Here is a 13,106-nt window from a genome sequence, read left to right as displayed (position 1 = left end):
AAGGAAGCGTTGCATGTTTGAAAACTTGTCTGGCCGCTTGGGCGGTGTTGTTAAAACTCTGCGGGGGCACTCTCGCCTGACCGAAGACAATATTAAAGATGCGTTGCGTGAAGTGCGTATGGCGCTGCTTGAGGCCGATGTGGCGCTACCTGCGGTGAAGCAATTTATCGCTGATGTTAAAGTTCGCGCAGAGGGCAAAGAGGTTGTTGGTAGTTTGACGCCGGGTCAGGCGGTCATCGGCGTGGTCTATGAAGAATTGACCAAGTTGATGGGCGCGCAAAACGACGCGCTCAATCTGGCTGCGCAACCGCCAGCTGTGATTCTGATGGCGGGCTTGCAGGGGGCGGGTAAAACGACGACCTCGGGTAAGCTGGCCAAGCTGCTGAAAGAAACGCAAAAGAAAAAAGTGTTGCTGGTATCGACCGACGTTTATCGGCCTGCAGCGATTGAGCAGCTTAAAACCTTGGCTGGGCAGTTGCAGGTTGAGTGGTTTCCGTCGGATGTAACGCAAAAGCCGGTTGATATTGCTAATGCGGCAATTGATCATGCCAAGCGCCATTTCTTTGATGTGCTGATTGTTGATACTGCAGGTCGTTTGGCGATTGATGAAGCGATGATGCAGGAGATCAAGTCGCTGCATGCTTCAGTCAAACCGGTTGAGACGCTGTTTGTGGTCGATGCGATGCAGGGCCAGGATGCAGTGAATACCGCGCAGGCCTTCAATGAGGCATTGCCGCTCACCGGCGTGGTGTTGACCAAGATGGATGGCGATTCGCGTGGCGGTGCGGCGCTGTCGGTGCGTCATATTACGGGTAAGCCAATTAAGTTCTTGGGTACTGGTGAGAAACTAACAGGCTTAGAGCCATTCCATCCGGATCGGATGGCGAGTCGTGTGTTGGGGATGGGTGATGTCCTCTCGCTGATTGAAGATGTGCAAAATTCGGTTGATGAAGCCGAAGCGCTCAAAATGATGAAAAAGGTCAAGTCCGGTAAAGGGTTTGATCTGGAAGACTTTAAAACCCAGATTCAGCAAATGAAAAAAATGGGTGGCATGGCCGCGCTGATGGATAAGCTGCCAGGGCAATTGAGTGCGATGGCTGATAGTCAGGTGACCGATAAAGCGGTAGCGCGAATTGAAGGGATTATCAATTCCATGACCCCACTCGAGCGTCGCAAGCCCGAGTTGCTCAAGGCGAGCCGCAAGCGTCGGATTGCAGCCGGGGCGGGGGTGTCGGTGCAGGAAGTGAATCGTCTGCTCAAGCAGTTTGAGCAGACGCAGAAGATGATGAAGCAATTCTCGGGCGGCGGCATGATGAAAATGATGCGCGGGCTCAAGGGCTTAATGCCGGGGATGTAATCGCCGTTTGTGCGATGGTTTTGTATTTGGTCTTGCAGCTGCTGGTGAATTCTGGCATGATTGCGAGCTTATTTTTATCTACCAATATTGGGTTTTATTATGGTCGTGATTCGTCTTGCTCGCGGTGGCTCAAAAGATCGCCCGTTCTACAACGTTGTAGTGACTGATTCTCGCAACCGCCGCGATGGTCGTTTCATCGAGCGCGTTGGCTTCTACAATCCACAAGCTTCTGGCGCTGCTGAAGAGTTGCGCTTTGTTGCTGATCGTCTGAACTACTGGTTGGGTGTTGGTGCGCAGCCTTCTGATACCGTAGCTCGTTTGATCAAACAGCAAAAAGCGGCCTGATTTTTCCGTGGTGAAAAATCTTAAAGCCTCGTCAATGGATGCTCAAAATACCGTGCCGGAAGATCTGGTGGTGATGGGCTACATTAGCGGGGCTTTTGGTATTCAGGGCTGGGTTAGTTTGATTGCTGATACGCAATACGCTGACAGTTTGCTCGACTACAAAACATGGTGGTTGGGTAAAAATGGTCAGTGGAAATCGTATCAGCTTGCGGATGCACATGTTCAGCCGAAAAAGCTGGGTGCCAAGCTGCAAGGGGTTAACGATCGGGATGCTGCCTTTGCTTTAAAAGGTTGCGAGATCGCGGTGCCGCGTAGCGAAATGCCTGAGCCGGAAGAGGGTGAATACTACTGGGCAGATTTGATCGGCTTGGTGGTGGTGAATGCGCAAGGTGAACGCCTTGGTGTTATTGATAAGCTGTTCGAGACTGGCGCTAACGATGTGATTGTCGTTAAAGACGGTGACGAAGAGCGTTTGGTGCCTTTTGTGGCGCACGTTGTACTGGATGTTGATCTTGAAGCGCGTGAAATGCGGGTGGATTGGGGGCTGGATTTTTAATCCGGGCCGTATTCAATGTCTGAGTTAGAAAAACCACGGCGTAGTATGCAGTTTGATGTGGTGACTCTGTTTCCTGAGATGTTTAGCGCCATCACTGCGCACGGCGTCACGCGCCGGGCGGTGGAGCTGGGCTTGATTGGGGTGGAAACCTGCAATCCGCGTGACTTCACGAGCGACAATTATCATCGTGTCGATGATAGGCCGTTCGGTGGTGGTCCGGGGATGGTGATGTTGCCTGCGCCGCTGGATGCTGCCCTTGGGTATAGCAAGCAACGTCAATCTGCGTCTGGCTTGCAGCCGTATACGGTGTATCTGTCCCCTCAGGGTGCGCCGTTGACACATCAAAAAGTGGCCGAGTTAGCGCAAAAGCCGGCTCTGGTTTTGTTGTGTGGGCGTTATGAGGGAGTGGACGAGCGGGTGATTGCCTCGCACGTCGACGAAGAAATCTCGGTGGGTGATTATGTCTTGTCGGGTGGCGAATTGCCCGCGATGATCGTGATTGACGCCGTGTCCCGCCTGTTGCCGGGGGTGTTAAATACTGCGGCCAGTGCGGTGGAAGATTCGTTTGTGGATGGGTTGCTGGATTGTCCGCATTACACCCGTCCCGAAGTTTATCGCGATATGGTGGTGCCTGAGGTTTTGCTTTCGGGTAACCATGCCGCAATAAGGCGCTGGCGTTTGAAGCAGTCGCTCGGCCGCACTTGGGTGCGCCGTCCGGATTTGCTGGAAAATCGCCAGTTATCTAAAGAAGAGACTCGTCTTCTGGCCGAATTTAAAACTGAGTATTCGGCGCCACCGCAAGAGTGATTGCGGCAGAAGGTACAAGCCTCATATGGAGTATTAAAATGAACTTGATTCAACAACTCGAGCAAGAAGAAATCGCCCGTTTGGGTAAAACCCTGCCAGAATTTGCGCCAGGCGACACTGTTGTCGTATCGGTAAAAGTAAAAGAGGGTAACCGTGAACGTCTGCAGGCTTACGAGGGCGTGGTAATCGCTAAGCGTAACCGCGGTCTGAACAGCAACTTCATCGTTCGCAAAATTTCTTCTGGTACTGGCGTTGAGCGTACATTCCAGACTTACTCTCCACTGGTGGCTTCAATTGAAGTTAAGCGCCGTGGTGACGTTCGTCGCGCTAAGCTGTACTACCTCCGTGATCGTTCAGGTAAATCTGCGCGTATCAAGGAAAAATTGCCAGCGCGCAAAGTGGCTGCTCCAGCTGCTTAATTGCACGGCAATTACTGCAAGAAAAAACCCCGCCTTCGCAAGAAGCCGGGGTTTTTTGTTTTACGGATTGGTTTGGATTAGCTGTTGCGATCAATGGCCAGGTCGGCCAGTGCCAGTAATGCTTGGGCGTAGGGTGATGCGGGTAGCTGGACGAGGCATTCTTTGGCGAGTTGCGCTTCTTTTTTTGCGACGTCGCGCGCGTATTTCAATGCGCCTGATTGCTGGACGGCATTGAGTACGGCGTTGAAATTTTCGCGCTTGGCGTGTTCAAGGGCGTCTTTGACGGTGGCGGCCGCCTCGGCTTGGCCGTGGCGCATCACATAAATCAATGGCAGTGTCGGTTTGCCTTCGGCCAAGTCGTCGCCGAGTGATTTGCCGATTTCTTCTTGCTTGCCCGAATAATCAAGTACGTCGTCGATGATCTGGAATGCGGTGCCCAGATGCATGCCGTAGCGGGCTAGCGCATCTTCGGTGCTTGCATCCTGCTCGGCTAGGATTGCGCCCAGGCGTGAGGCGGCTTCAAACAGTTTGGCTGTTTTGTAGCGGATCACTTTCAGGTAATCGGCTTCATCGACATCAATATTGCCGATATTCATCAGTTGCAATACTTCGCCCTCAGCGATGATATTGGTGGCATCTGACAAAACTTGCATGATCCGCATCGAGCCACAGTTCACCATCATCTGAAAGGCGCGGCTATATAAAAAATCGCCGACCAGCACGCTGGCTGCGTTGCCAAACAGTGCATTGGCCGTGTCGCGACCACGGCGCAAGCTCGATTCGTCTACCACGTCATCGTGCAGTAGTGTGGCGGTGTGAATAAATTCGATCACCGCCGCGAGTTCGTGGTGGTGTTGGCCCTGGTAGCCTAGTGCTTGAGCGGAAAGCAGGGTGATCATCGGGCGTAGCCGTTTCCCGCCGGAGGCAACAATATATTCGGCCACTTGACGCACCAGAACAACATCGGAGTAGAGGCGGTCACGAATGACGTTGTCCATGATGGCCATGTCGGCATCTACGACCGACTTTACAAACTGCATCGACACGCTGTGTTTACCCTTTGGGCTAAGACTGCTGTGCAATGGTTTGCATCGCAGTCGCATGAATAAATAATCGCGTGATCTTAGCAGAAAACCGCCCTGTACGCCCGTTTTGCCGCGCTGCCCTGTTTGAATGGTGTCTTAAGTCCTTGACTTTATTAAAAACAGTCATTAAGATGCTCGATTCCCAATTTTGGGGATGCGTGCCGGTGTGAATAGTCCGCGGCACGTTGGGTCAAACTCTTAGGAGCTTGTTATGTATGCAGTCGTAAAAACTGGTGGCAAGCAGTACAAAGTTGCTATCGGCGAAAAACTTAAAGTAGAACAGATTGCTGCAGACATCGACAGCCAGATCGTACTGAATGAAGTATTGATGGTGGCAGACGGTGACGCAGTAGTGATTGGTGCCCCAGTGGTTGCCGGCGCTTCCATCAAAGCAACTGTTATTTCTCAAGGTCGTGGTGAGAAGGTTCGCATTTTCAAAATGCGCCGTCGTAAGCACTATATGCGTCGTGCTGGCCATCGCCAGAACTACACTGAAATCCGCATTGACGAAATCGTTAAGTAATTAAGGAGCTGAACCATGGCACATAAGAAAGCTGGTGGTAGTTCGCGTAACGGTCGCGATTCAGAAGCCAAACGCTTGGGTATCAAAGTTTACGGTGGTGAATTGATTCCTGCTGGTTCTATTATTGTTCGTCAACGTGGTACTGAATTCCACGCGGGTGACAATGTAGGTATGGGCAAAGATCACACCCTGTTCGCAAAATGCGATGGCTACGTACAATTCGCAGTGAAAGGCGCTCTGAAGCGTCGCACTGTGACTGTACTGCCTTACGTAGGCGAAGAAGCTTAAGCTTCTTGCTCGCGTGATTTGAAAGCCCTGTCCACGTGATGGGGCTTTTTTTCTTTCTGATCCGCTGGATCAGAATTGATGATGCAGGGGCGAATTTATTCGACCCCATATTCTGGGTTTTGCAGTCTGGCTAGGTGATTTTCCAGATACATCCCTTGGTATAAGGCTGTATGTGGTAAATCCCTTGGTTCGCGGGGCGATACCCTGTTGGCAGGAGAAAACGATGAAATTTATTGATGAAGCAAAAATTGAAGTGATCGGTGGCAAGGGCGGTAATGGCTCGGCCAGTATGCGCCGCGAAAAATTCGTTCCGCGCGGCGGCCCCGATGGTGGCGATGGCGGTAAAGGCGGTACGGTATGGGCGATTGCTGATGAAGACATCAACACCTTGGTTGATTACCGCTTTGTGCGCAAATACAAAGCCAAAGACGGTGAAGGTGGTCGCGGTGCCGATTGCTACGGCAAGGGCGGCGATGATATCGAATTGCGTATGCCTATTGGCACGACAATTACCGACGCGGAAACTGGCGAGCTGATCGCTGATTTGACCAAAAATGGCGAGCGTCTGCCGATTGCTAAAGGTGGCCAAGGCGGTTTTGGTAATTTGCACTTCAAATCGTCAACCAACCGCGCGCCGCGCCAAACGACGCCGGGCGCTGAAGGCGAGCGCCGAGAACTTAAACTCGAATTGAAAGTGCTGGCCGATATTGGCCTGCTCGGCATGCCAAACGCCGGTAAATCGACCTTTATTCGCGCTGTTTCTGCCGCGAAACCGAAAGTCGCTGATTATCCATTCACCACGCTGCACCCAAATCTTGGCGTGGTGCGTATCGACGAAAATCGCAGCTTTGTCATTGCTGACGTACCGGGTTTGATCGAAGGCGCTGCGGACGGTGCAGGTCTGGGTCATCGCTTTTTGAAGCATTTGCAACGGACCGGTATTTTGCTGCACCTCGTTGACTTGGCTCCGTTTGATGAAGGCGTTGATCCGGTCGCTGAAGCCAACGCGATTGTTGAAGAGCTGCGCAAATACGACGAAGAGCTCTACAACAAGCCGCGCTGGTTGGTGCTCAATAAAGTCGACATGATTCCGGAAGAAGAGCGTGAAGAGCGCGTACAAGCTTTCCTGAAAGCCTACGGCTGGGACGCCGGCGAATACGACGAATATGCGGCATTCGATCCAGCGAAGCCACGCTACTTCGTGATTGCGGGTCTGACCGGTGAAGGTTGTCGCGATTTGACCTACGCAATTGCCGACTATCTGGAGCAGGCGAAAAAACTCGCCAAGCAGCAGGAAGAAGATGCTGCCGCCCGTTTGGCAGCCGAGCAAGAAGCTTTGCTAGCAGCGCGTGCGGCGGCGATTGCAGCCAATGGTGATATTGAGTAATTGATGTTTAGGGGGTATTGCCCTGTAGGCTATTTGTATTAAGTTCCGCAGAGTAATACCCCTTTTTGTATTGATGGCCGCACAAATTGATTGCTCGGCCATGTTGTTGCCTCACTTCCCGCTAAAGGCATTGTTTTTCGCCTCATTTGCCTTTAGTCTTGCTGCTTCCTGATTTTTGTCATCTCCATGCAAGACGAAAACTTATTCTCCGATTTTTTTCAGCCCGGTTTTGTGCCGCACGAACTGCCGCAAATGGCGGAACTGCTGCGCGCACGCACGTATATTGATGCGTTTATCACGCTGTTTCGCGGTGGCGAAGACGAGGTTTTTGTTCGTCTGATCGTCCTGCGCGAAATTGGCGCGCGTGCCGATGCGCCGCGCTGGTCGCCCGCTGATTTGCAATCGCATTTTGCCTATATCAATCAGGTCAAACTCGATACCGTATTGAAACGTCTGCGCGATAATGGCTTGCTGGTCTGGGATAGTGACGAGCAGCTGTATGCGATGTCCGAAGCAGGGCGTGTCGCATTGGCGGCGATGGGTACGATGATGCAGTTTGCCGAGGGTGATGCCGAACTCGGCTATCTCACCTCGCAGGTGGCGGCCGGTCAATCGTTAGGCCAGGTTTCTAACGAAGTGATGCTCAATTTGCTCGCACGTTTGAACGAGCTATACGCCGATTTTGAAGCTGCGCTTGAATCGCAATCCGAATTCCAAATCCGCGCCGCGCGCGAAAAGCTAGAAAAAGTGTGGCAATGGGTCGAAAAAGGCACGGACGTGATTCGTACCGTGCTGACCGACGAAGCCACTGACCCACGCGTCTACCAAATTGCCCAGTCAATCGCCTTGGCGCAAGCGCGCATGTTGCGGCTGACTTCGGTATTTCATCGTCGCCTGTCCGAGCTGGCTTCGCAGCGCGTGCATTTGGGGCAGTCCGGTTTGTCGACGACCAACGTCGCCGACTGGTTGCGCCAGCAAACGCAGGAAAAACTCGCCGGCCTTGGCCGTGATTTGATTTTGTTCCATCCCGAGCCGCATTTTGTCGTATCGGATATTTTGCTCGACGTCGCTGAGTTTGAAATTTGCGAGCGCGAACGCCCGATCAATATTGTCAGCGAAATGCCGGCCGGTGCTGCAGCGCAAGTGGTTGGCGAAGTCGAGGCCGAGCGCCTGATGTTGGCCGAATCCTTGTATGAAGATTTGAATCGTCTGGTGACAGAAGGTTTGGGCGGTGATTTGCCCGCAGCGGTGATTGCGCCGACGTATAACGAAACCGCTTATCGACTATCCCTGCTGTCCTTGCTGGGTGATGCTGAAGCTGCGCTGGAAAAAAGTATCGTCGCCGATATTGTCAAAATCCCGTTGCGGCTGGAAGCCAGCGCCGAATTATTTGAACCTGATCATCCGGAAGTCGCCAGCATTAGTCATGGCCGACTCACACCACTGAATACCATGCTGAAAAAAGGCTGATAGAACATGGATCAAGCCCTGAATATCCTTGTTGCGCGTCTGTTGGCGCAACGTTTTGTGTTGCGCAAAGACCCACTCGCGCGCCGTGCGCTGATTGATGAAGCTTTTCGCGAGTCGCTCGAACATCGACTGGCCGAATGTGGTCTGCAATTGCTCGAAAATCCCTACGCCGAACATATCGCGGTGGCGCTACAGCCGCATATGGAAGAATGGGTGTTTGGCGAAGGCGAAAACTGGCTATCGAATAATATGGGCTTGCCGCGTGATGGCATCGCGCTGCTGGTCGTGGTGTGGGCGCTGATTATTTTGCCGAAACGCGAACGCCAGATTGCGCGCGTTGAAGCGGGTAATGAAGACCAGGGAGATTTATTTGGTGCGGAAAAGCCGATTGAACACGGCGAAGGCGTCGCACAAGGTGTGTCGGAAGACGCACTGTATGCCGACTTTGGTAAAGTGCTCGGCGGCAAAATGCGCTTTACGACCAATCTGGGGCAGCTCTCCAAGCTCGGTTTTGTCGTGCGCCGCAACCGGATGATTTATGAAGGTCCGATGCTCGATTTAATGATTGATTACGCCAAGCTCGCGCCGCGCATTATTAATGGTGCGATGGCCGATATTCTGAAAGTCTCCGATACCAAAATCGCGGCTGATGTGGAGGTGAACTGATGTTCCAGATTAAAACTTTGGAAATGGTGCACTGGGATTTCTGGCAACGCATTTCTGTGCCGCTCGATGCGCAAATTGTCACCGTAGTGGGCCCGAATGGCTCGGGTAAAACGACATTGCTCGATGCCTTGCGCACGATTTTGGCGCTCAAATGCTCGGGCCGCCGTGATTACAAGCGCTATGTACGTAATAACAAGGAAAACATCGCCTGGCTGCGCGCCGTGGTCAGCAATCCGCGCCGCAGCGGTGGCGGCTTTTTTCCGTATTTGTTTTTCCCGCTCGCGTCTGAAACGGTGACGCTGTTTTGCCGGATTAAAAAGCAGGGCGGTGACTGGGTGCGCCAGTACGCAATTGCCGAAGGCGATGCGCAGCTTGACGGGCAAACCGAAACGACTTTGCAGTGGCTGGGCGTGGGTGATTATCGTCGCCGCCTTGAGCAGGCGGGTTTAACACCTGCAATTGCCGAGGTATTGGCTCTGGAGCAAGGTGATACGGACAAGCTGTGCGAATACTCCCCTAAGGCATTGCTCGATCTGGTGTTCCAGGTCTTTGGCGACAAGGAAGTGCTCGACCATTATCAAGAAGCCAAAGTGCGTTTGCGCGAAGCCGAGGGCGAGCTCGACAAAATGCAGCAGCAATTGTCTCAGTTGGGCTTGGATGTTGAACGTTTCCGCCTGCGCGCCAGCTCCTATCTGGAATGGTGTTCGCTCGGTACGGATACGGTGCGGCTCGAAAACGAAGTGATTCCCGCTTTGCAGGTCGCCGAGGCGCAAGACACGCTGCGCAATTACGTCGCGCAATTTAAGCAAAATCGGCGCAATCTTTGGCATAAGCGCGGTGATTTGATCCAGCTCGACAAACGTCTGGCTGTGGCGCAACTGGCGGCGAATCAAACCCTGAATGGTGAGCAGCAAAGCAAAGCCGATTACGACGCGATGTTTGCCAAGTTTCAGGAAGTGCGCGACGCTGCGCGTGATATCGAGCGTGTCATCCGTGAGGGCGAAAAGCTGCGTGAACTCGCCGAGCGCGAGCATGGCGCGGATGCGATTGGCCTGAACGATAAACTGGCCGATCTGAAAGTCATTGAGACCGAGAAAAAACTCGCACTGAAAAATGCCCGCGATGAACGCCAGCAATTGTCCGAAGCGCAATTTGCGCTGCAAGCCGGTAAAGCGCCGTCGCCCGAGTTCGTCCGCCAGATGCGCGCCGCGCTTGATGAAGCGGGTATTCCGCATCAATTGCTGACCGAAATTTGTGAAGTACAAGATCCGGCGTGGCAGGATGCGGTCGAGGCTTTGCTGGCACCATCACGTCACTTGATCTTGCTGCAACGCGAAGCGGATAAGCAGCGCGCATGGGAAGTGGGTGAGCGTTTGCGCTATCGCCACTTCATCGTGTCCGAGCGCGAGCCAGCGCCGCGTGCCAATCTGGGTTCGATTCTGGAAATTATCGACTTCAAGGCGCCGGTGCCAGCATGGTTGAGTCGCCAACTGAATAGCATTCAGCGCGTGAAATCGGTGGAAGCCGGTAGCCGTATCAGCAGTGATTGGATTACCCGTGAGGGGTATTACCGTGAACGCCGCGGTGCACGGTTCATTGGGGTCGATACCCGTGAATATGCCTTCGGTGAAGCGGCGCGTCATTCACGTTTGAACGATATTGCGGTGCGCTTGAAAGCCTTGAATGATCAGATTTTGGATCAGGAAACCGATTTCGCCAGCGTTCAGCGCGATATTCAGAGTATTACGGTGCAATTGATGGGCATGCAGGCGGTGTTGCAGCTCGCATCGCGTCAGGCCGAGTTTGCCGCGGCGGCTGAACGCTTCCCGGCTGAACAAGCTGAAGTGCAGCGCCTTGGTGCCGAGCTTGCCGCTGCGCAGGCTGCACTCGAAGGTTCGCGTGAGAGCCGTTCCGATTTGCGTTTGGCGGCGCAAAAAATCGAAATCGAACGCGATCAGTTCCGTCGTGCGGTTGAAGAATTGCAAGCGCAAATCACACGCCAGCGTAATGAAATTAGCCGCCAGCTCGGTGCGATTCGCGTGCTGAAAGAAAAAGCGCTGCCAGCGTGGTTGTTGCCGAATGTGCTGGCACAGCTGAAAGAAGAATATCGCAGCGTGACCGAGGTGCGTCATATCATCGAACGCCAGCAAGAGCAATTGACGCAAGCGCATTGGGAAAAAGACGAAACCATCATCCAACGCCGCGATAAATTGGTCGCCGATTATGACGCGCTCGAAGATGAATCGCAGGGTCACCGCCAAGAAGTTGAGCGTACCGGTCAGCTGACCGAAGAAGCGCGCGCGGCGTATATCAATAAGCTGCGTGCTACGGTGCGCGCTTATGGTCGCAATATCAAAGGTTTGGGCGATCTGGCCGGGATCGACGTCGAACTCGATATGCCGCATCTGGAAAATGACGACGTCGTGCTGGCGCAAGCCGGTTTGACCGCGCGTTTCAATTTCGACCAGAAAGGCATGATGGGCTTGAACGACGGCGAAGCATCGGGTGGTCAGCAGGTGATGAAATCGCTGATTTTGCTGATCGGTCTGATGATGGACGATAGTAATCCATCGGGCTTTGTCTTTATCGATGAGCCGTTTGCCCACTTGGATATTTTCAATATTGACCGAGTCGGCGCTTTCCTGAAAGCGACGCAAGCGCAGTATCTGATCACCACGCCATTAACGCATAACACCAATGTGTATGGTCCGTCCGAGCTGACGCTCACGACGCGTAAAAAACGTCCGGGCGAAACTTGGGCGCCATTGATCATGCAAACCCGCCGCCGTATCGAGCCGCTCGATGCGGCTATAGTGGCTACAACCGTATAGTTTTTATAAAGAAGAAGCCTGTGCTGCAAATATTTGAATTTTTCGCCCCATGTCCGCGTGGCTTAGAGCCAATTCTGGAACAGGAATTGTTGGCGCAGGGCGCCAAGAAGGTCAAAGTCACCGACGGTGGTGTGGCTTTCGCGGGCCCGTGGACGGTAATGTATAAGGCGAATCTGTATTCGCGCGTGGCCAGCCGGATTTTGTGGAAACTGGTTGAAAAGCCATATCGCACCGAAGACGATATTTTCCGTATGGCGCGCGATACCGAATGGGCCGATATTTTCGCGGTCGAAAACACCATCAAGGTGACGGTGACCGCGGTGCGCTCGCCTTTGCGTAGCCTCGATTTTATTGCACTGAAAGTGAAAGACGGTGTCTGCGATCGTTTCCGCCTGAAGTGCGGTAATCGCCCGAGCGTGGATACCAAAGAGCCTGATATGCGGATTCATCTGTATTTGTCCGACAAAATGGCAACGTTATATCTCGATACCTCGGGCGAGGCGCTGTTCAAGCGTGGTTATCGCGTTGAAACGGGCGATGCGCCAGTGCGTGAAAATCTGGCAGCAGGGATTTTGTCGCTTAGCGGCTGGACGCCAGAACAGGCATTTTATGATCCAATGTGCGGTTCAGGTACTTTCCTGATTGAAGCGGCGATGATCGCGCGTAATATCGCACCAGGCATTCGCCGCTCGTTTGCCTTCCAGCAAATGCGGATGTTTGACGATGCGTTCTGGCAAACCGTTCGCGCAGAAGCGAAAGCGAAAGAAAGCAGCACTAATAATCTGATTTCAGGTTCCGATGTATCAAGTACGGTATTGATTCATGCCAAAGCCAATATCGCGGCTGCAGGTTTGGATGGCGCGATTCAATTGAAGCAATTGAATGTGCTTGATGCCAAGCCGCCTGCTGAGTCTGGTGTGTGGGTTTGCAATCCACCATATGGCGCGCGGATGGACGAGAAAGAGCATCTGGCGAGTTTGTATCCGCAATGGGCTACGGTATTGAAGCAACGCTTTGCGGGCTGGAATGCTTATTTCCTCACTGCCGATCTGGATATGCCTAAATACATGCGTTTGAAAGCGTCAAAACGCACGGTCTTGTTTAATGGGCCACTCGAATGCCGTTTGTTTGAATACAAAATGATCGCAGGTGGCAATCGAGATAAACCAGCCAAAGATTGAGCAGATCAAATAAAAGTATAAAAACTCAGCCCGCGCCAGCGGGCTGAGTGCTTTTCGGGGTGGGTTTTGCACTGTTTCAGCATTCTGTTGGGTTGTTTTTGCCCGCTGCGCGCAGTTCTTGCTGGTTTTCCCCCGTTTTGCTGAGCGTTTCGCTGGTGCTGTTGTTTGTGTTTCTGCGCTTCTTGCCAAAA

The 13,106-nt window shown here is 53.0% G+C and carries 13 protein-coding genes; 12 read left to right on the top strand and 1 reads right to left on the bottom strand.

Annotation, left to right across the window (positions count from 1 at the left end; genetic code table 11):
- The first annotated feature begins 13 nt into the window (after positions 1–13).
- The 5 genes from ffh to rplS all read left to right on the top strand — a co-directional run bounded on the left by ffh (position 14) and on the right by rplS (position 3,484).
- Positions 14–1,357, top strand: coding sequence for a signal recognition particle protein (ffh, locus tag ABHF33_RS05510; RefSeq protein WP_348946005.1), 1,344 nt, complete (start codon positions 14–16; stop codon positions 1,355–1,357).
- A gap of 99 nt (positions 1,358–1,456) precedes the next feature.
- The gene (rpsP, locus tag ABHF33_RS05505) at positions 1,457–1,702 is read left to right on the top strand and encodes a 30S ribosomal protein S16 (protein WP_348946004.1); all 246 of its coding nucleotides are present in this window, start codon (positions 1,457–1,459) and stop codon (positions 1,700–1,702) included.
- A gap of 34 nt (positions 1,703–1,736) precedes the next feature.
- Positions 1,737–2,258 (top strand): ribosome maturation factor RimM, encoded by a 522-nt coding sequence (rimM, locus tag ABHF33_RS05500; protein WP_348946003.1) that lies wholly within the window; start codon positions 1,737–1,739, stop codon positions 2,256–2,258.
- Between the two features lie 45 nt (positions 2,259–2,303).
- Positions 2,304–3,065 (top strand): tRNA (guanosine(37)-N1)-methyltransferase TrmD, encoded by a 762-nt coding sequence (trmD, locus tag ABHF33_RS05495; protein WP_348946601.1) that lies wholly within the window; start codon positions 2,304–2,306, stop codon positions 3,063–3,065.
- A gap of 38 nt (positions 3,066–3,103) precedes the next feature.
- Positions 3,104–3,484, top strand: coding sequence for a 50S ribosomal protein L19 (gene rplS / locus ABHF33_RS05490; RefSeq protein ID WP_348946002.1), 381 nt, complete (start codon positions 3,104–3,106; stop codon positions 3,482–3,484).
- Positions 3,485–3,561: 77 nt separating this feature from the next.
- On the opposite strand, the gene ABHF33_RS05485 is transcribed toward rplS, so the two are convergent.
- Positions 3,562–4,524: a polyprenyl synthetase family protein gene (locus ABHF33_RS05485; protein WP_348946600.1), complete on the bottom strand. Its 963-nt coding sequence runs from the start codon at positions 4,522–4,524 to the stop codon at positions 3,562–3,564.
- Positions 4,525–4,780: 256 nt separating this feature from the next.
- On the opposite strand from ABHF33_RS05485, the gene rplU reads away from it, so the two are divergent.
- The 7 genes from rplU to ABHF33_RS05450 all read left to right on the top strand — a co-directional run bounded on the left by rplU (position 4,781) and on the right by ABHF33_RS05450 (position 12,915).
- Complete coding sequence (rplU, locus tag ABHF33_RS05480) at positions 4,781–5,092, top strand: 50S ribosomal protein L21 (RefSeq protein WP_348946001.1); 312 nt, start codon at positions 4,781–4,783, stop codon at positions 5,090–5,092.
- 15 nt (positions 5,093–5,107) lie between these two features.
- Positions 5,108–5,380 carry a 50S ribosomal protein L27 gene (rpmA, locus tag ABHF33_RS05475; protein ID WP_348946000.1) on the top strand — a complete coding sequence of 91 codons (273 nt, stop codon included), beginning with the start codon at positions 5,108–5,110 and terminating at the stop codon, positions 5,378–5,380.
- Between the two features lie 223 nt (positions 5,381–5,603).
- Positions 5,604–6,767: a GTPase ObgE gene (gene obgE / locus ABHF33_RS05470; protein WP_348945999.1), complete on the top strand. Its 1,164-nt coding sequence runs from the start codon at positions 5,604–5,606 to the stop codon at positions 6,765–6,767.
- Between the two features lie 186 nt (positions 6,768–6,953).
- A complete protein-coding gene (locus tag ABHF33_RS05465; RefSeq protein ID WP_348945998.1) occupies positions 6,954–8,237 on the top strand; it encodes a hypothetical protein in 1,284 nt (427 codons plus the stop codon).
- A gap of 6 nt (positions 8,238–8,243) precedes the next feature.
- The gene (locus ABHF33_RS05460) at positions 8,244–8,903 is read left to right on the top strand and encodes a hypothetical protein (protein ID WP_348945997.1); all 660 of its coding nucleotides are present in this window, start codon (positions 8,244–8,246) and stop codon (positions 8,901–8,903) included.
- A complete protein-coding gene (locus ABHF33_RS05455) occupies positions 8,903–11,734 on the top strand; it encodes an ATP-binding protein (protein ID WP_348945996.1) in 2,832 nt (943 codons plus the stop codon). The genes ABHF33_RS05460 and ABHF33_RS05455 overlap by 1 nt, the downstream gene beginning before the upstream one ends.
- Before the next feature lie 20 nt (positions 11,735–11,754).
- On the top strand, positions 11,755–12,915 hold the full coding sequence (locus ABHF33_RS05450) for a THUMP domain-containing class I SAM-dependent RNA methyltransferase (RefSeq protein ID WP_348945995.1): 1,161 nt from the start codon (positions 11,755–11,757) through the stop codon (positions 12,913–12,915).
- The last annotated feature ends 191 nt before the right edge of the window (positions 12,916–13,106 follow it).

Origin of the sequence: Chitinibacter sp. FCG-7, from assembly GCF_040047665.1 — a bacterium.
GTDB classification, from domain to species: domain Bacteria; phylum Pseudomonadota; class Gammaproteobacteria; order Burkholderiales; family Chitinibacteraceae; genus Chitinibacter; species Chitinibacter mangrovi.
The sequence above is the reverse complement of the archived record's forward strand: the minus strand, read 5'-3'. Positions and strand labels throughout refer to the sequence as shown.

Excerpts from the sequence above, each read along its gene's own strand:
- rpsP (WP_348946004.1), top strand. The coding sequence starts at position 1,457 with ATGGTCGTGATTCGTCTTGCTCGCGGTGGCTCAAAAGATCGCCCGTTC.
- obgE (WP_348945999.1), top strand. The coding sequence starts at position 5,604 with ATGAAATTTATTGATGAAGCAAAAATTGAAGTGATCGGTGGCAAGGGC.
- ffh (WP_348946005.1), top strand. The coding sequence starts at position 14 with ATGTTTGAAAACTTGTCTGGCCGCTTGGGCGGTGTTGTTAAAACTCTG.
- ABHF33_RS05460 (WP_348945997.1), top strand. The coding sequence starts at position 8,244 with ATGGATCAAGCCCTGAATATCCTTGTTGCGCGTCTGTTGGCGCAACGT.
- rplU (WP_348946001.1), top strand. The coding sequence starts at position 4,781 with ATGTATGCAGTCGTAAAAACTGGTGGCAAGCAGTACAAAGTTGCTATC.
- ABHF33_RS05465 (WP_348945998.1), top strand. The coding sequence starts at position 6,954 with ATGCAAGACGAAAACTTATTCTCCGATTTTTTTCAGCCCGGTTTTGTG.
- rimM (WP_348946003.1), top strand. The coding sequence starts at position 1,737 with ATGGATGCTCAAAATACCGTGCCGGAAGATCTGGTGGTGATGGGCTAC.
- rplS (WP_348946002.1), top strand. The coding sequence starts at position 3,104 with ATGAACTTGATTCAACAACTCGAGCAAGAAGAAATCGCCCGTTTGGGT.
- rpmA (WP_348946000.1), top strand. The coding sequence starts at position 5,108 with ATGGCACATAAGAAAGCTGGTGGTAGTTCGCGTAACGGTCGCGATTCA.
- ABHF33_RS05455 (WP_348945996.1), top strand. The coding sequence starts at position 8,903 with ATGTTCCAGATTAAAACTTTGGAAATGGTGCACTGGGATTTCTGGCAA.
- trmD (WP_348946601.1), top strand. The coding sequence starts at position 2,304 with ATGCAGTTTGATGTGGTGACTCTGTTTCCTGAGATGTTTAGCGCCATC.
- ABHF33_RS05485 (WP_348946600.1), bottom strand. The coding sequence starts at position 4,524 with ATGCAGTTTGTAAAGTCGGTCGTAGATGCCGACATGGCCATCATGGAC.